This window comes from Cellvibrio sp. QJXJ (assembly GCF_024452345.1).
Classification (GTDB): domain Bacteria; phylum Pseudomonadota; class Gammaproteobacteria; order Pseudomonadales; family Cellvibrionaceae; genus Cellvibrio.
This window is the reverse complement of record NZ_CP101662.1, coordinates 1,543,492-1,561,382: the sequence shown is the minus strand read 5'-3', so window position 1 is coordinate 1,561,382 and position 17,891 is coordinate 1,543,492. Positions and strand designations below refer to the sequence as shown.

The window sequence follows — 17,891 nt, the reverse complement described above, 5'->3', positions numbered from 1 at the left end:
GATTAACCAGTTATGATGAATCTCGCTTCGCAAAAACGTATTCGTATCGGCGATTTACTCGTTGAAAAGAATATTATTTCGGAAACCCAATTGCAGCATGCCCTGCAAGAGCAAAAACTCACCGGCCGGAAATTGGGCGCCACGCTGGTTGAATTGGGTTATGTGGAAGAAAATGCATTGCTTAATCTGCTGTCGGCACAGCTGGATATTCCGTTCGTGGAGCTAAAACAATTTCGTTTTGATCGCACTTTGGTGCAGCGTTTGCCGGAAACCAGTGCGCGCCGTTATCGCGTCATGTTATTGCGCGAGGATTTTGATGGCCTGTTGCTCGGCATGGCCGATCCAACCGATATTTTTTGCCTGGATGAATTGCAGCGCTTGCTGCAAAAAAATATTAAACCGGCAGTAGTGCGTGAATCCGAACTGCTGGATATTCTGGATATCGCTTACACCCGTGCCAGTGAAATCGCCACCCTCGCCGGTGAATTGGACGAGGAACTGCAGGAATCAGCGGTGGATCTAGCGGAATTTGCGGTGGGCGCTGCCGACAGTGAAGCACCGGTGGTGAAACTGCTGCAAAAAATATTTGAAGAAGCCATCAATACCAAAGCGTCTGATATTCATATAGAGCCGGATGAAAAAGTATTGCGTATTCGCACCCGTATCGACGGCGTTTTGTTAGAGCAGGTGATGAACGAAAAGCGTATCGCATCGGCACTGGTGGTGCGCTTGAAATTAATGTCGGGCATGGATATTTCTGAAAAACGTCTACCTCAAGACGGTCGTTTTAACTTAAAGGTTAAACACCACAATATTGATGTGCGTATCTCCACTATGCCGGTACAGTTTGGTGAATCGGTAGTTATGCGTCTGCTCGATCAAACTGATGGGGTTAGGCCGTTAGATGCGGTGGGTATGCCGCCTCATTTAATAGAGCGTTTTCGCAAAATTATTACTCGCCCCCACGGCTTGGTATTAGTGACCGGCCCAACGGGCAGTGGTAAAACCACCACTCTTTATGGCGCCTTGTCAGAATTAAATAAGCCGGAGAAAAAAATCATCACGGTGGAAGATCCGGTGGAATATCGCTTGCCGCGCATTAGCCAGGTACAGCTGCATGAAAAAATTGGTTTAACGTTTGCGAGTGTGCTGCGCGCTACGTTGCGACAAGACCCGGATATTTTATTGGTGGGTGAGATTCGCGATGCAGAATCCGCCGAAATTGCGTTGCGCGCTTCCATGACCGGCCATATGGTGTTATCAACCTTACACACTAATGATGCTGTTACCTCTGCCATGCGCTTAATGGATATGGGAGTCGACGGTTATTTGGTAGCAACTGCGCTCAAGGCGATTGTTGCCCAGCGCTTGGTGCGACGTATTTGCTCCAGTTGTATTCATCCTTATTCACCGGATGCCAATGAACAGCAATTGCTGGCGGCTATAGGTAAAGGGCGCGATTACAGTCATGTGGTTTTCAAAAAAGGGACTGGCTGCCCCCATTGTCACAACACGGGTTATCGCGGGCGTATTGGTATTTTTGAAATGTTGGAATTAAATCAAACCATGGCGGAAGCTCTGCGCGTAAATGACCTCAATGCATTTATGCAGGCCGCTAATGCTGTGCCGGATTTTGTTAACTTAAGCGAGGCCGCATTAGGTTATGCGATAGAAGGGCTAACTACTCTGGATGAAGTGATGTCTATTTCTGCCCAAGTGAGTGAAATTTAAAACCATGAGAAAACTCTAATGGCGGTATATGAATTCAAAGGCCGCAATGCCGAAGGGCGTTTAATTACCGGGCAGGTGGATGCCTCCAGTCAAGATGCTGCTGTAAACCAATTACTTGGGCGCGGCATTACGCCCGTTGATATTAGCGAATTTATTGAACAGCTGAGTTTTTCTGAACGTTTTGTCCGCGCGACTAATCGTGGCCGTGTAGAAAAAGTAGAGCTGATTATGTTTTGCCGACAGATGCATACCATCAGTCGTGCGGGTATTCCGTTAGTAAAAGGGTTGCGTGGTCTGTCGGCATCACTGCGTAACTATGCGTTCCAGCAAGCGTTAAATGATGTGGTCGAGCGTTTGGAGGCGGGTGTAGAGCTGTCTACTGCGATGCGCGCGCACCCCAAAATTTTTGATAATTTATTTGTCAGCTTGGTCAGCGTAGGGGAAAACTCCGGTCGCCTGGATTTGGTATTCAAACAACTTAGCGAATATATGGAGCGTGATCTTGAAACCATCAAGAGCATCAAAACGGCATTGCGTTATCCCAGTTTTGTATTAATCGCCATTTCAATTGCGATAGTGGTTATCAACGTAAAAGTTATTCCGGCGTTTGCCAATTTATTTGCTACCTTTGGCGCTGACTTGCCATTGCCTACCCGTATTTTGATTGGCATTTCCGATTTTTTTGTCGATTTCTGGTTGTATTTGTTGCTGATTATTAGTGCCTTGGTGGCTTGGGTTTATCACTACATAAAAACCCCGGAGGGTAGCCGGGTGTGGGGGCGTAAAAAATTAAAATTGATTGTTGTGGGCGATATTATCGAACGCGCCTCTCTAGCGCGTTATGCGCGCTCATTTGGCTTGATGTTAAATGCGGGGTTGCCCTTATCCAATGCGCTGGAATTAAGTGCGCGCGCTGTGGATAACCCTTACTTGGGCGATAAAATTCGCGGTATTCGTGCAGGGGTGGAACGTGGTGAAGGATTATTTCAAACCCATTTGGTGAGCGGTATGTTTACGCCGCTGGTATTACAGATGATTTCTGTGGGCGAGGAGAGCGGCCAGGTAGATGCGCTACTCGCCGAAGTTGCTGCGTTTTATGAAAGCGAAGTGGAATACGATGTAAAGCAACTCAGCGATAGAATCGAGCCAATCATGATTGTGATCATGGCGGGTTTTGTCACGGTTCTTGCGCTGGGTATTTTCTTGCCCATGTGGGATATGTATAGCATCCAAAAATGAGGCCGCTGTGATCCGAACCTACCATAATGGACGATTTGAATGGTTTGTGATCGCTACTGTGATCGCCCTAATTAGCGTGGTTGCGCTCAGTCGCTATTGGTTTATGGCAGAAGACGCGCGTATTCTGCGCATGGAAATTCTTGCCCATCGTTTTGTGACCGCCGCTGCGAACGCGCGCATTGAGTTTTTGGTCAGCAGTTTGGCGAGCAAGCACAATGCAGATGAGAGGCAAATTACCATTGCCAATCGCGTGGTATATTTTTCGTCACAAGCCTGGCCAGTGGCGGTGAGCGGCCCGGTTGTGGAGGGTTTTAGTTTGACGGAGGAGGATTGTGCGCAACTATGGGAGCTATTATTGCAAAACCCCGCCGCACTGAGCCGTTCTACACAGCTGAATGAGAGTGCTGAATATCAAGTCTACGCTGGCGATTTAGTCTGCCGTTTTGAGTTGGTTAACAGCAATGCATTTTTTGATTATTACCCCATGGATGGCAGAATATTGTTTAGCCCAGGGGGAGAGCGGGATTCACTATAAATTATTAGCTTAATAACTGGATTTGTTGTGTTATTTGGCTATATTTAAACTCAATACTATTGAGTTTAGTACGTAAATCCAACCGGGTTTGCGGCAGCAGGGATGTAGTAATAAATAAGCTATGCTTGTGGATACAAACGCTTTTGTTAACTTATCTTTTTTACTGTCGTGGAGTTTGGTTATGAAACAACAATCCGGTTTTACGTTGATCGAGTTAATCGCTGTTATCGTTATTTTGGGTATATTGGCGGCAACTGCATTACCACGTTTTGTGGATTTATCTGAAGCAGCACGTGAATCCGCTTTACAGGGTGTTGCGGGTGCTTTGGGAAGTGCGGCAGCTTTGAATCACGCTAACAATATTGCTAGCGATGCAGGATTAACTACAACCTCAACCATAAGAAGTGTAGTCAATTGTACTGATGTTGAAGATTTGTTAGAAGGTGGACTGCCTACTGATATGGTTATTGCCGGCGATACAGGGTTAGGTGAAGGTGATGCTGGTGATTGTACTGTTGGCTATTCAGACGATGATATAACTACAGCCCCTGCGAGTTTTACTGCTTATGGTGTAACTCCTCCTGTTACTGCACCAACTCCGTAACTAGCGAGTTCACTTGAGTGTTCATTAAACGTGATCGCTAATTCACGAGGCTTTTCGCTCATTGAATTAATTACCGTAATGATTTTGCTCGGTATTCTTTCGATCACGCTTTTTTCACGCTTAGGCCCCGTTAACACAGCAGCAGTACAATCAGGCCGCGATGACATCATCGCGGCCTTATTTTTTGCGCAACAAACAGCCATGATGCGTAGCAACGGCGGCAATATTCGACTGGTTATCACCAGTAACAGTGTCAGTGTGACGGAAAATAATAATCCCATTGCGGTGACATCTACTTATTACCCGCTGGTTTTACCTCAAGGTGTTACGGCAACTACAACCGATGTGGACGGCGTGTTTATTTTTGACAAGCTGGGCCGTACTACGGCGGCAAGTATCACGCTTACCGGCTCTGGAAACACAGCAGGTACATCGGCAGTTATTCAGGTGGAGGCAAGTGGTTATGCTTACGCCAACTAAAAAAAATCAGTCAGGTGTGAGCCTGATTGAATTGATTGTATTTATTGTGGTGGTCAGTATTGCGCTCTTGGCGTTAGTGGGTATTTATCGCCAGACGACCATTAATAATGCTGATCCCATTATTCGTATGCGTGCGCTGGAATCTGCACAATCCCTGCTCGATGAAATTATTTCCCTTAGATATGACGAAGCAACGCCAACAGGTGGTGTTCCTGCATGCTCAACTGTTGGAGCGATTGCTTGTAATAATTTACCTGATGACAATATGAACGACGTCGATGACTATCATAATTTTAGCGATACACCTTATCCAAATTATGTGCGTTCAGTGAGTGTGACAACTGCCAATAACATCAAATTAATTACCGTCAGTGTGACCACGCCCACTAGCGAAACCTTTTTGTTATCTGCCGAGCGAGCCAATTTTTAATGCGTAACGTGCGGGCTGATCTGCATAACTCCTCTGTGCGTGGTTTTACGCTAGTGGAGTTAATTGCGGTGATGGTGATTTTATCCATTATCGCCACCATTGGTGTGGGTTTTGTCGTGCGTGCAACCGAGTCCTACCAGAGCACGCAAACCCGCGCCTTATTGGTAAATACCGCACGACAATCTATTGAACGCATGACGCGGCAATTGCGCGGCGCCTTGCCTTATTCGGTGCGTTTAACCAACGCTGATCAGTGTCTGCAGTTTATGCCGATCGCGGCGGGTGGTAATTATTTCAATGCAGTGCCTGATCAGCAAAATGGCGCAGCACCATCTGCAACTATTCCCGCCTCACCGGTTACGGTGGATTTTGGTACTGCAAACCATGTTGCGATTGGAGCAATGAGCGCAGCAGAAATTTATGGTTCATCGCCCACTTCGTTGGTGGGATATTCCGGTTATACCAGCAGCGCTTTGCAATTATCCACTGCAAAACAATGGCTGCGTAATTCCATCAATAAGCGTTTTTATTTATTGGATGATGCTCAGGCGTTTTGTTTAGTCGGTAATGAATTGCGGTTTTACAGTGGTATTAATCCACAAGCTTCGAATGTAACCTTAACTGATAGCTCCGATATTCTGGCGCGCGGTATTGCTGGTGCAGAGCCATTTACACTTGCCAATGGCTCGGAGAATCGCAATACCCGTGTGACCATAGCATTGGATTTTACCAGCGGTGGAGAAACTATTAATTACATCCAGCGGGTACTTATTCGCAATGTTCCCTAATTCTCGCTCTTTAAAACAGGTGAATTCCCAGCGCGGATTTTTATTGCCGCTGGCGTTGTTTATTATTGTGGTGATGGGTGTGTTGGCATTAACTATTTCTCGCACTGCTACACAATCCCAAACGGCGGTGGTGCAGGAATTTATTAGCCTGCAAAGTTTTTACGCGGCAGAAAGTGGTGCACAGCGGGGTATGAAAGCATTATTTTTGGATGTGAATGGGCGTCAAGCGGCAGATGCTGCGTGCCTGGCTATGAATTTAAATCCGGATTACAGCGGAATTGAGGGCCTTAGTGCTTGTACTGTGGCTGTTGATTGTACTTGCCGCTATCAAAATGGGAGTGATTGTACGCCTGCAAATGCGACAAACTATTCACCTCTGGCACCGGCTGATGTGCTGAAAAGTTTTTATACAGTTACTAGCGTAGGCACCTGCGGTGAAAGAGAATATCGCGCTGAGCGTAGTATTCAGGTTGGCGCGTTTTTGGAGCAGGAAGATGATTGATCTACTTACTCCGGCCATAAATATTATGAATAAGTTTCGTATTTTTATAGCTTGTCTTTTAGTTATATTTTTCTATTGCTCAAATGTAAGTTATGCCGTTACTTATAATCTGAGTAATGGAGATCGTCCGCCATGCAATACTACATGGAGTGTATCTGGAACTACTTTTACTTGTAATGGTGATGGCCGGGTAACCCTTGCGAATGGAGATGTACTTACCGCAAACACTACAATAACAATTTCTGCAAATAACGGATTTGTGCTGAGTAATAACACCATTGGTTCGGTGGCGAACAATATTAATTTAGTGTCAAGTTATGGTGCTATTCAGTCTGGCAATACCAATACGGTTTATGGTTCTATCACCAGTAGTAGTGGTGCTATCACGTTAATAAATACTACGGTATCGGGTACGATTACAACTGGTGGAAATATTAATTTAACCGGTGGAAATGTTGGAGGAAAGATAACGAGTAGCAGTAATACCATCACTACAAATGGTACTAATTTGTATGGCGGTGCCGAGGCACGTTCAGGGATGAGTTTTACGGGTGGTACCCTCGCTGGCAGTATTGTTATGACGTCCAACAACCCTGTCACTTTTTCAGGAGTGACTATGACCTCGGGCAGTATTTCCGGCGCGAGTACAGTCACTATTCAAAACGGTAGCGTGCTGGGTTCCTCCTCGTCATCAATCACTATTTCTAGTACGAGCGGGGCAATTACCGTTAATAATTCAATTGTCTATGGAAGTCTAACGGCCCCTAATTATTCAACCATAACCGTGACCAATAACGGTACTGTATATGGTTCTTGTTTGCCTAATTCCACGCCCGCCAATGCCTGTAATTTCACACCACCTGTTTGTACTACGGGGCTGATAGGTGGATTGTTGGGGAGCTATTACAAAAATATTAATTTGGCGGGAAACCCTGCGGGTACCCGGCTTGATACCAACATCAATTTTGATTGGGGTGAAGGTTCTCCCGGTGTAAGTAATATTAATAGCAATCAGTTCGGCGTAGTCTGGACCGGTAAGTTGCGCGCACCTACAACGGGTAATTATCGTTTCCAAACAGTGTCTGATGATGGTGTGAGGCTTTGGGTTAATAATCAATTAATTATTAATAATTGGAATGATCATTCAGCCACGACAAATACCAGTGCAACTATCGCTTTAGAAGCTGGATATGCCTACGATGTTCGCCTGGAATATTATGAAAATACGGGTCAGGCGGTAATCAGGTTGTTATGGAGTCCACCGGGCACTGCTACTTTTTCCACCTTGGGTACAGCAGGGGATCCGAACCAAAGCACGGCAAATTATTGCGAGGTACCTGTTGCCAATTGTAATAATGGTTTTATTGGTGCTGCCGTTGGGCAATATTTTAATAACATGAATTTATCCGGCACCGCGGCAGCAACCCGCCAGGACCTGGCTATCGATTTTGACTGGGGAACGGGGGCGCCAGGTGTTCCAGGCGTAAACGCCGATAATTTTTCTGTGCGTTGGAATGCGACCTTAAAAGTTGACACTACCGGAAGTTATCAATTTCAAACATTGTCTGATGATGGTGTACGTCTGTGGGTTAATAACCAGCTCATGATTGATAACTGGACAGTACACGCGGTTACTACAGACACTAGTCCAACGATCAACCTTACGGCGGGTCAGACTTATCCCTTACGTTTGGAATTTTATGAGAACGGTGTCCATGCGGTTATTTCGCTACGCTGGCGCCGCCCGGGTGATTCGAGCTTCCTGCCCATTTCAGGGTGCCCTGCGAAAGTGAGTTATTACGGTATATCTCACAGCGGCACTGGTTTAACTTGTACTGCGGAACCAATAATTATTAGCGCCTACGATGCCAATGGTGCATTGGTTGCACCGGATGCGGGAACACAAGTGACACTTTCTACTGTGCCTGCCACGGGAACCTGGGTTGCAAATAACTATACTTTCTCCGGAACTGAAAACGCATTTCAAGCCTTTCTGCGACAAACAACACCCGCGATGCTTAACATCAATGTCACTGACGGTAGTTTTTCAGAGATTCAGAGTCTCGATCCATCGATTACTTTTTTGGATGCGGGTTTAAAGTTTTACAATGAAACTGGCGCTATACAATCTATTGCAAATCAGCGCGCAGGTGTTACCGCAACAACACCGGTTTTACGTGCTGTAAGAACAAATACAAATACCGGTGTTTGTGAGGCCGCTGTTAGCGGAACTCGCGACGTTAATTTGGGTTATGAATGTACCAATCCAACTACTTGTGTGGCTGGTGAAACCTTTACATTACAAGGCACAGGAATTGCTGCGAACAATTCGTCAACCAGTGCGAATCGCACGTCAGTATCGCTAACATTTAATACTAACGGCGAAGCGCCGATTTCATTTAATTACAGCGATGTGGGGCGTATCCGTCTTCATGCGTCTCTATCACTGCCTGGACCGGATAATTCAACTATTTCGTTGGCGGGTGCTAGCGATGAATTTGTTGTGCGGCCCGAGCGATTGGTTGTTTCAGAGGTTCAAGGATTTGATGGCAAAAGTAACCCCGAAGGAACTACTGCGGAAGGAGTGGCGGCGGGTTTTGTCGCAGCAGGGGAGACATTTAGAGTTGTTGTTCAGGCGCAAAATGCCAACCAGCAGCCCACGCCCAATTTTGGTCGCGAGATACAAAGTGAAAATAATATTTTGCTAAAAGAATATGAAATTATACATCCGGTTGGCGCTACGCTCACAGCCCTTAGCAACGGCACAGCAGGGAGTTTTGCTGCAACCAGTCCCCAAGGTAGTTTTGAAAACACCAACTTGATATGGAATCAAGTTGGTAGCTTAAGCTTGCGCCCCGAATTGGCTGATAATGATTATCTTGGTGCGGGCACTCCTGATTACATTGTCAGTAATACAGTCGGGCGTTTTTATCCTGATAGATTTGTTATTACCGCGCATTCGCTTGAAAATAATTGTGGTGCGTTTTCATACATGTCCCAGCCTGAGTTGCCACTGAGCTATGAATTACAAGCGCAAGCGGTAGGTGGTACTGTAGTTACTAACTATGGCTCGACTTATGGCACATTACCTGACTTGGGCTACGTGGCAGAAAATGCTAATGCTGGTAATGGTGTGCTGCTGAGTCCACGTGTGGTTGAAACCAGTGCAAAAAACTGGTCAGACGGACGCTTGTTGGTCAGTAGCAATGCTGTTTTTAACCGCGTTGTGGCTCCCGATGGACCTTACCCGGAATTGAATTTTGGCTTGACACTTACCGATAGTTTTGACCTCCGTGAATTAACTGCCAGAAACATGAATGCCAATAATGTGGGCGCTTGTTCGGAGGATGATAGCTGCACTGCCTTTCAATTAAACGCAACCCCTCTCGATTTACGCTATGGTCGTCTGCGATTGGATAACGCATTTGGCCCAAGTATTGCTGACTTGCCAGTGAATTTTATTACTGAGTATTGGTTTGGGAATCGTTTCATTAAAAATGATGGGGATAGCTGCACAAAAATTCTACGCAGTGCAATTACCTATCCAGCAGGAAATATTTTAGCGCCAGCCAACCTGACTATAGCGCTAACTGGTGGCTCAACTACAGGTAATTATGCTGATATTGATTCCACACAAATCAGTTTTGGTGCGGGTGATGCAAACCATTTCTTTTCTGCTCCCGGTTCCGGCGTAGAAGAAACCTTTAACGTTAGTGTCAATTTAACTAGTTATCCTTGGCTTCGTTTTGATTGGAATAATACGAATAAAATACCGACGAATGATGAATGCATTGTTGGAATTCCAGAGGAATTAACTGATTGCGGGTTAAAAGCAAATTTTGGTTTTGGTAACCACCATCGCGGTCATGACCGCATTATTTATTGGCGTGAACGTTTTCAATAATTGAGGTTTTACAAACGTATTTTTATGGAAATGACTATTACCACTCCCAGTTTATTGTTTCCTGCCATCTCGTTACTAATGCTGGCTTATACCAATCGTTTTGTGACGCTGGCGAATGTGATTCGGCAGCTGAGTAATTTGGATAATGCCCCTAGCCGAGATATCGTGATTCGCCAAATCGACAACCTGCGTATTCGCATGACAGTGATCCGATTTATGCAGGCGTTTGGGGTTTTATCGTTTGTGTTTTGTACCCTGTCTATGTTTTCGCTGTTGCTGGCATTTCAGGTGGCAGGTATGTATTTATTTGCGGCGAGTTTGATACTGCTAGTGGTGTCTTTGCTTTTTTCATTTTACGAAGTGAACATTTCTACCAAGGCGATCAATATCGAACTGGAAAAGTTTGATGCGGTGATGCAAAAACACAAACACGACTAGCGATTGCTTCTGCAGCAAGGTCTTTAAGGTTAATAAAAATGGCAGCGAATGGCAGCGAATGGCTGCCATTTTTGTCCGCGCAATAAAGCCCATAAGGAGAGCAGGGGCCTAACAGTGTTATCGCTCGGTGGACGATTCCAGGCGTATATCAACTGCCAGTTCATCGGCAATTTTATCCAGGTAGTCATATAGCTCATTCATATCGACCGATTTAGGCACCTCAATCACACCCGTGGCCTCAAACAGCGGTTCGCCGGACCAAGGCATACTTGAACACGCCGTTTCCAGTTCGCCCATGTTAATATGGCGAGCGGCGAAAGCTTGGGCTATTTCGCGTACAATACCGGGCCTATCATTGCCCACGACGCTAAAGCTAAATTCACGGCAATCGGGTTTGCTAATAGTAACGGCGTCTTCGATAACGATTTTCAGCCCTTTTTCGGCCAATTGATTCAGTGCAGTACGCAGCTCCGCCAGATGTGACTCCGCAACGGCAACCTGCAGGATACCCGCGAACTTACCAGCCAAGTGTGCCATACGGCTTTCAAGCCAATTGCCATGGTGTTGGTTAATAGTGTGTGCAAGCAGTTCCACAACACCGGGGCGATCGTCACAAATTACAGTTAAAACAAGTTGTGTATTCACGGCAATTCCTTAATGGTTATTGATTCGGTGTTTTTAGATTATTTATCCATTCGCTAAGCGGTTAATTCGCTGTGTTATCCAGTTTAAGATTACTCTGCTTGTTGTTACTGAACAAGCTGTGAGTGAACCCCTATTGTTAAGTCAGAGATAAGCCGATGATTATTCCCTATGAACAATTATCGAGCGATGCCTTGCAAGGACTGATAGAAGAGTTTATTACCCGTGACGGTACTGATTACGGTGTAGAGGAAGTGTCGCTCGCAACTAAAGTTGAGCAAGTTAAAAAACTGTTAAAGCGTCGCGAAGTAGTGGTGGTGTTTGATTTTTCGACCGAGTCCGCCAGTTTGCTTACTCGTCACGACGCTGAGTTTATCGCGCAGAATAATACTGCTGATTAATTTTTTACTCTTTATGATGAGAATATTGTGAATCATTTATTTTTGCATTGCCGCGCAGGATTTGAAAAAGAATGTGCGGCGGAAATATCCGATCTTGCTGCTGGTTTGGGTATCTATGGTTACAGTAAAACCAAAGACAATAGCGCCTATGTACTTTTTATTACCCACGAACCGGATGGTGCGGACAATCTGATGAAGCTGTTGGGTTTTCGCAAATTGATTTTTGCTCGCCAATGGTTTGTGTGCGCTGGTTTAATTGATGATTTACCGGTTACTGATCGCGTGACTCCCCTCTGTGCGGCTGCGGCGGCTTTGCCAAAAACCTGCGAATTAATCATTGAGACAGTCGATACCAACGAAGGTAAAGAGCTGTCGGGTTTAAGTAAAAAAATCACTGCACCCTTTGAGAAAGCGCTGCGTGCTGCCCAATTGGTTTATGCCAAAAGCCCAATGCGTCTGCATTTGGTATTTATTTCCGGTACTCAGGCTTATGTGGGGTTTAGCCCCATTTACAATTCATCGCAGTGGCCTATGGGGATTGCCCGTTTGCGTTTACCCAAAGAGGCGCCTAGTCGTGCAACCTTAAAGCTTGAAGAAGCTTGGCATCATTTTATTCCCGCCGAAGAGTGGGATACTCGCTTGGCATCGGGCATGCGGGCGGTAGATCTGGGGGCAGCACCCGGTGGCTGGACCTGGCAGCTGGTGCAGCGCGGAATGTATGTAGAGGCCGTAGATAACGGGCCAATGGATAAAAATCTGCTGGAAACCGGGCAGGTATTGCATATTTTGACCGACGGTTTTTTATATGAACCAAAAAAGCCAGTGCACTGGTTGGTCTGCGATATTGTAGATAAACCCGCGCGAGTGACCAGTATGATTATTCGCTGGTTCACTAAAAAACATTGTCGCGAAGCCATTTTTAATTTGAAGCTACCAATGAAGCAGCGTTATGCCGAAGTGAAAAAATGTGAAGAGCGGATTCGCGCTGAGTTGGAAAAGGCAGGGTTTAAATTGGATATTCAATTTAAGCAGCTGTATCACGATCGTGAAGAAGTAACAGGATATTTGCGAGTGTATTAATCCTTGTGTGAGTTGGCGATAAGTTGATCGCCAACTCACTAGCTGGTTTTTTGTTAGATGCTTAAAACTTAATGATAAGAGGTGCGGTCATTTTGATCCGCTGCAGTATTTTGCAAAACCCATTCGGTGAGCTGTACCCAATCTTCAATAAGGGTTCGCAGCAGTGTCATGTGGCCCGGAGGAAGATTTTTATCACGCAACGCGCTCTCGCCAATCTCGGTTAATACCGATACTATTTTGCCAATAGTGTGTGCTTTGAGCGAATCCAGAACCTGGGAATTGAGTAACATTTCGCCGGTATAGGCAGATTGCAGATCTTCGTAGGAAACATTGGGTATTGTATCTATTGCTTGTTTGACTGCGTGAGCCAAAAGAGGGTTGTTATTGCGCAGCAAACGAAACGTAAGTTCCAGTGCTTGGCGGCTAAAAAAGTCTGTCGGCATATAATCTACTGCTGGTTTCCGAGACATCGAACCTGGTTCCTCGGTAGTGAAATTTTCTCCTACACGTTTTTCCATTATTGATAGCATAGCAACTTCACTGTTCTTCGCTTGTGTATTTATAGACGATTTAAAACTATGAATTTAGAAATTGATAAAACTTTAGATACCTGCGGTTTACTCTGCCCTGAGCCGGTAATGATGCTTCATAAAACCATGCGCGAAACTGATTCGGGGCGTGTGATAGAGGTGATTGCCACCGATCCTTCAACGCTGCGCGACATTCCAAAGTTTTGTTTATTTTTGGGTCATGAACTTATCGAACAACAGCAAACGGAAAAAAATTATATTTTTTATATTCGCAAAGCGTAGAAAACTATTTTTTCTACGTGTTTGGTTATAATTGCGCCACATCAAAAACAGGTAGCCATAAAAAAACGCCGCTAATGCGGCGTTTTTTTTAACAGTTACAGCCTTGATGCATTGACTATTTTTTGTCGCAAGCTATCGATCTTTTTATTGCAAACCGTCTACCAGTAAGGAAATAGCGGCCATTGCTTCGGGATCTTCTGCTTTGATCTTGTTTGCTATCTGATGCTGGAAGAAGTAACGGAAATTGTCACTGGCTTGAGCCTCGTAAAGTGAGTCATCGCCTGGTAATACAGGTGTACTGACTACTTTGGTTGGGTCACTGATCATGGCGTATACACTACCGTCGTAATGCAGGCTCCAACTCACCACTTCAACTAGCGTCAAGCGCTTGCTATCCGCAGTTGCCAATACAGCATGAGTACCAATAGTGTCGGGCAATTCCTGAATAACGTCATCGCCACTTTCACACTCTACTTCGTAGTATTCTGCTGCAGTCTCAAGCTCAATCACTTTATGCATTGGTGCTTCAAAGAACAGCTCATCAATACCCGGATCGTAATATCCTTCCCAGTGACCGTTAAGTGGGTCGCACAGATCGGGGCAGGGAACAATATCGTTTAACCAAGGCACAAGCCCAACCACTTCACCATTGGCACGCAGGCCCCAGCAAAGGATTTTAAGGCTGTAGAGTTTGTCGGAGCTGGTATCGTTGGAGTAGAGCATTTCCAGCCCATCCAATTCAGGAGAGAGGCGGATAAAACGCTCGTCGTGCAGCGCGGAGTAAGTCTTCTTCGTGAAGAGATCAACCACATTATCCATGTTGTGGCCTGTGTGCGAGGTCTTCATAATACCACCCCCTAAAGTGAGGCGAGTCACCGCTTTGCAGCGATGCCCAGACGACGGTTTTGAGGTCACCATCACTATATAAGGTATATGCTAAATCCCCAAAGCACAACCGCTATGGGTAAAAATTTTATTCCATCGATTTATGTCAGGCTGATTTTTAAGCATTCTGAATTTATAACCCCCGGTTTCCGATAAGTGAGTTCTTATGAAAATAGTTGCGGATGAAAATATCCCGCTGGTTGATGCGTTTTTTAGTCCCTTGGGCGAGGTGGTTCGTTTGCCGGGGCGCACTATGTGTGCGGCAGACGTTAAAGATGCAGATGCGTTAATAGTTCGCTCTGTAACCAAAGTAAATTCAGCTCTGCTAGCGAGCAGCAAAATTTCATTTGTTGGTACTTGCACTATCGGTGTGGATCATTTGGATCAGCAATATTTTGCTGAGCAATCCATTGCATGGTCGAGTGCACCGGGCTGCAATGCCAACTCGGTAGTTGAGTATGTTTATGCTGCCTTGTGTCATTTAAATATCAATTGGTTGCCCGTGACTTTCGGCATTATTGGCTGCGGTAACGTAGGTGGGTTGCTGTATAAACGCCTTAAAGCGCAGGGCGTTCAGGTGCGTTGTTATGACCCCAACCTCAGCCTTGCGCAAAACCCTGACCTCACCAGCCTGGGTGCGGTGCTGGCATGTGATGTGATTAGTATGCACACACCGTTGGTAACTAGCGGCTCTCATCCGAGTTTTCATTTGTTGGGTCGCACGGAATTGCTGCAACTAAAACCCGGGGCGGTGTTAATTAATTGCGGGCGCGGTCCGGTGATAGATAATCAAGCCTTGTTGGATGTATTAAATGAGCGTGACGATTTAAATGTTGTGCTGGATGTGTGGGAGCCTGAGCCGGATATTTCACTGGAATTACTCGATAAAGTGCTCTTGGGCAGTCCGCATATTGCGGGCTACAGCTACGATGGAAAATTAAACGGCACAGAAATGATTTATCAGGCGTTGTGTCAGCACATCGATAAAAAACCAGATGCTTCGCTCGCGCAATTAGTTCCGCCACTGGAAAATAATGTACTGACAGTTGATGAAACACTGGTGCAACGTGGCGATATTTTTCAAATTGCCCAAGCTCTGATTAAACAGGTTTACGACATAGCGGCCGATGATGCTCGCCTGCGTGATCTTGCCCAACAAGCGCGTTGTGGCGAAGCGAATTTTGCCGAGGGTTTTGATGCTTTGCGTAAGCATTACCCCAAGCGCCGCGAGTTCCACAATTACCAGCTTGCCCTCAGTGGCATCAGTGCTGCCGATAAACAGTGGCTGCAAGTGTTAGGATTTAACTGTGTTTAAACTCGGTGTGATTATTAACCCCTACGCTGGTTTGGGCGGTAGTGTCGGTTTAAAGGGTTCCGATGGTGAGGCAATTCGCTCTGAAGCTTTGGCGCGCGGCGCCGAACAGCGTGCGCCAGCGCGTATGCAGCGCACCCTGGAAAGCATTGGTGAATTAAATCAGCAAATCGAAGTTATTTGTTTTGCGGGCGATATGGGTGAAGTTGCGGCAAAAAATGCCGGTTTTATTCCGCGTATTATCGGCGTCGCAAAAAATAACCCAAGTGAAGCGGAAGATACTTGCGCCGCTGCGCAGGCGCTGATGAATGAACAGGCAGATTTGATTTTGTTTGCCGGTGGCGATGGTACCGCGCGTTTAATTGCCGATGTGGTGGGGATAGCCCAGCCAGTATTAGGGGTTCCCTCCGGGGTAAAAATGCACTCAGGTGTCTATGCAATTTCGCCTGAAGCCGCGGGGGAAATTCTTAAACAATTGTTGACTGGCAAGCTGGTCAATATTGCCGAGCGCGATGTAAAAGATATAGACGAGGAAGCGTTTCGCAACGGCCAGGTGCGCGCGCGTTTTTACGGCACTTTGTTGGTGCCGGAGGATTCACAGAATCTACAGCAAGTAAAAAATGCCGGAACCGAGCGCGATGAATTGGCGCAGCTGGATGTGGCCCAGGAAATGATCGATCAATTGCAGCCAGATACCCTGTATTTGGTTGGCCCAGGTTCAACTACCCATTTATTTTTGCAGGAGCTGGGGCTTGAGGGTAGTTTGCTGGGGGTAGATTTATTGCTTAATAATAAATTAATTGCGCTGGATGTCAGTGCACCACAAATAGTGCAGCAGCTCGACAACTTTACCGGCCAGGTAAAAATAATTATTACCGCGATTGGTGGTCAGGGGCATATTCTCGGACGTGGCAACCAGCAATTTACGCCGGCGATTGTGCGGCGCATCGGCAAAGACAATATTTACATTATTGCCGCGCGTGGAAAAATTCTGGCGCTCGATGGTCGCCCCTTGTTAGTAGATACCAATGATCCGCAGTTGGATAAACAGCTGGTAGGTTATTGGCCCGTGATTACCGGTTATCGCGATACGATTATCTACCCAGTGGGTTATACAACAGAAGGTGCAGGTTAATGCAAATTATTGTGGATCGCCTTGCACTGCTTGCAGAAAAAATTCGCACTGCAACAGATATAGATAGCCATCGCGTATTTCATGGCCGTGGCCGCTGTTATGCCGGGTTGGAATTTGTCACAGTGGATTATTTTCAACCTGTTATTTTAATAACTTTATTTGTAGCGCCGCCTGCCGCCTGGTTGGAGCAATTCATTCTTCAAATACAGCCGCTCTTTAATAGTAAACACACGGTGCTGCTGGTCCAGCATCGCTATTTGCCACAAGCGCCCAGTGAACTTATATCGGGTGAGTTACCCGAGGTGATTTATGCGCGTCGCCGTGGTTCGCTATTTAATTTGCATTTGGCGCAACAACAAAACAGCGGTTTTTTTCTGGATATGGAGCCGGGCAGGTTGTGGCTGGAACAATACGCCAGCAACCGACGTGTACTGAATTTGTTTGCCTATACCTGTGCCTTTTCTGTAGTGGCTATTGCGGCGGGTGCAGAAAAAGTCGTGAATGTGGATATGAGCAGCCCGGCATTAAATTTGGGGCGCGCCAACCACCAGTTAAATGGCTTGGCAAAAAATAAAAGTGAGTTTGTGGCGGAAAATATTCTTAAATCCTGGAGTCGGGTTAAAAAGCCTGGGCCTTATGATTTGGTGATTATTGATCCGCCCTCTTACCAAAAAGGTAGTTTTATAGCGGAAAAAGATTACGCCAAGGTGATTCGCCGCTTGCCGGAATTAATGCCTGAAGGTGGTTTGGTACTGGCTTGTTTAAATGCGCCGGAGTTGAGTGAGGGGTTTTTAAAGCAGCAGTTTAATGAGCAGTGCCCACAGGCGGTATTTATTGAGCGGTTACAGCCCCATGCAGATTTCCCCGATGTTGACCCAGAGCAGCAACTGAAACTACTGATTTATAAAATTCCCACTGCGTAAACTGCAGCCATAAAAAAACCAGCGCGCAGCTGGTTTTTTTATGACTGCGA

At 46.0% G+C, this 17,891-nt stretch carries 19 protein-coding genes; 16 read left to right on the top strand and 3 right to left on the bottom strand.

Going from position 1 to position 17,891, the window contains the following annotated elements:
* Positions 1-12: 12 nt before the first annotated feature.
* From NNX04_RS06635 to NNX04_RS06590, 10 genes are all read left to right on the top strand, one after another.
* Positions 13-1,731 carry a GspE/PulE family protein gene (locus NNX04_RS06635; protein ID WP_151057062.1) on the top strand — a complete coding sequence of 573 codons (1,719 nt, stop codon included), beginning with the start codon at positions 13-15 and terminating at the stop codon, positions 1,729-1,731.
* 18 nt (positions 1,732-1,749) lie between these two features.
* Positions 1,750-2,970: a type II secretion system F family protein gene (locus NNX04_RS06630; protein ID WP_261947875.1), complete on the top strand. Its 1,221-nt coding sequence runs from the start codon at positions 1,750-1,752 to the stop codon at positions 2,968-2,970.
* Positions 2,971-2,977: 7 nt separating this feature from the next.
* Complete coding sequence (locus NNX04_RS06625; protein ID WP_261947874.1) at positions 2,978-3,505, top strand: hypothetical protein; 528 nt, start codon at positions 2,978-2,980, stop codon at positions 3,503-3,505.
* Positions 3,506-3,686: 181 nt separating this feature from the next.
* Positions 3,687-4,109, top strand: coding sequence for a type II secretion system protein (locus NNX04_RS22810; protein ID WP_007642458.1), 423 nt, complete (start codon positions 3,687-3,689; stop codon positions 4,107-4,109).
* A 30-nt stretch (positions 4,110-4,139) separates the two neighbouring features.
* Positions 4,140-4,589, top strand: coding sequence for a type II secretion system protein (locus NNX04_RS06615; RefSeq protein ID WP_007642457.1), 450 nt, complete (start codon positions 4,140-4,142; stop codon positions 4,587-4,589).
* On the top strand, positions 4,573-5,019 hold the full coding sequence (locus NNX04_RS06610; protein ID WP_261947873.1) for a type IV pilus modification PilV family protein: 447 nt from the start codon (positions 4,573-4,575) through the stop codon (positions 5,017-5,019). The genes NNX04_RS06615 and NNX04_RS06610 overlap by 17 nt, the downstream gene beginning before the upstream one ends.
* On the top strand, positions 5,019-5,807 hold the full coding sequence (locus NNX04_RS06605) for a PulJ/GspJ family protein (protein WP_261947872.1): 789 nt from the start codon (positions 5,019-5,021) through the stop codon (positions 5,805-5,807). Before NNX04_RS06610 ends, NNX04_RS06605 begins: the two co-directional genes overlap by 1 nt.
* Complete coding sequence (locus NNX04_RS06600; protein ID WP_261947871.1) at positions 5,797-6,309, top strand: pilus assembly PilX N-terminal domain-containing protein; 513 nt, start codon at positions 5,797-5,799, stop codon at positions 6,307-6,309. Before NNX04_RS06605 ends, NNX04_RS06600 begins: the two co-directional genes overlap by 11 nt.
* On the top strand, positions 6,302-10,213 hold the full coding sequence (locus tag NNX04_RS06595) for a PA14 domain-containing protein (protein WP_261947870.1): 3,912 nt from the start codon (positions 6,302-6,304) through the stop codon (positions 10,211-10,213). The genes NNX04_RS06600 and NNX04_RS06595 overlap by 8 nt, the downstream gene beginning before the upstream one ends.
* Positions 10,214-10,237: 24 nt before the next feature.
* Entirely contained in the window at positions 10,238-10,651 is a 414-nt protein-coding gene (locus tag NNX04_RS06590; RefSeq protein WP_261947869.1) for a DUF2721 domain-containing protein, read from the top strand.
* Positions 10,652-10,768: 117 nt separating this feature from the next.
* On the opposite strand, the gene NNX04_RS06585 is transcribed toward NNX04_RS06590, so the two are convergent.
* A complete protein-coding gene (locus NNX04_RS06585; RefSeq protein WP_040392189.1) occupies positions 10,769-11,296 on the bottom strand; it encodes a glycine cleavage system protein R in 528 nt (175 codons plus the stop codon).
* 155 nt (positions 11,297-11,451) lie between these two features.
* Between NNX04_RS06585 and NNX04_RS06580 the strand changes: the two genes are divergently transcribed.
* Together NNX04_RS06580 and rlmM are read left to right on the top strand one after the other, a co-directional pair.
* Positions 11,452-11,694: a YheU family protein gene (locus tag NNX04_RS06580; RefSeq protein WP_261947868.1), complete on the top strand. Its 243-nt coding sequence runs from the start codon at positions 11,452-11,454 to the stop codon at positions 11,692-11,694.
* A 27-nt stretch (positions 11,695-11,721) separates the two neighbouring features.
* The gene (gene rlmM / locus NNX04_RS06575; RefSeq protein WP_261947867.1) at positions 11,722-12,774 is read left to right on the top strand and encodes a 23S rRNA (cytidine(2498)-2'-O)-methyltransferase RlmM; all 1,053 of its coding nucleotides are present in this window, start codon (positions 11,722-11,724) and stop codon (positions 12,772-12,774) included.
* A 68-nt stretch (positions 12,775-12,842) separates the two neighbouring features.
* Here rlmM and NNX04_RS06570 read toward each other — a convergent pair whose 3' ends face one another.
* Positions 12,843-13,292, bottom strand: coding sequence for a hypothetical protein (locus NNX04_RS06570; RefSeq protein ID WP_225318331.1), 450 nt, complete (start codon positions 13,290-13,292; stop codon positions 12,843-12,845).
* Positions 13,293-13,352: 60 nt separating this feature from the next.
* On the opposite strand from NNX04_RS06570, the gene tusA reads away from it, so the two are divergent.
* Positions 13,353-13,586, top strand: a complete 234-nt coding sequence (gene tusA, locus NNX04_RS06565; protein ID WP_007642439.1) for a sulfurtransferase TusA — start codon at positions 13,353-13,355, stop codon at positions 13,584-13,586.
* 144 nt (positions 13,587-13,730) lie between these two features.
* On the opposite strand, the gene NNX04_RS06560 is transcribed toward tusA, so the two are convergent.
* Positions 13,731-14,432, bottom strand: a complete 702-nt coding sequence (locus tag NNX04_RS06560; protein ID WP_040392187.1) for a hypothetical protein — start codon at positions 14,430-14,432, stop codon at positions 13,731-13,733.
* Between the two features lie 205 nt (positions 14,433-14,637).
* On the opposite strand from NNX04_RS06560, the gene NNX04_RS06555 reads away from it, so the two are divergent.
* The 3 genes from NNX04_RS06555 to NNX04_RS06545 are packed head-to-tail and all read left to right on the top strand — an operon-like array spanning position 14,638 to position 17,841.
* Positions 14,638-15,786 (top strand): 4-phosphoerythronate dehydrogenase, encoded by a 1,149-nt coding sequence (locus tag NNX04_RS06555; RefSeq protein WP_261947866.1) that lies wholly within the window; start codon positions 14,638-14,640, stop codon positions 15,784-15,786.
* Entirely contained in the window at positions 15,779-16,918 is a 1,140-nt protein-coding gene (locus NNX04_RS06550) for an ATP-NAD kinase family protein (RefSeq protein WP_261947865.1), read from the top strand. The genes NNX04_RS06555 and NNX04_RS06550 overlap by 8 nt, the downstream gene beginning before the upstream one ends.
* Positions 16,918-17,841 (top strand): class I SAM-dependent methyltransferase, encoded by a 924-nt coding sequence (locus NNX04_RS06545; protein ID WP_151057088.1) that lies wholly within the window; start codon positions 16,918-16,920, stop codon positions 17,839-17,841. The genes NNX04_RS06550 and NNX04_RS06545 overlap by 1 nt, the downstream gene beginning before the upstream one ends.
* The last annotated feature ends 50 nt before the right edge of the window (positions 17,842-17,891 follow it).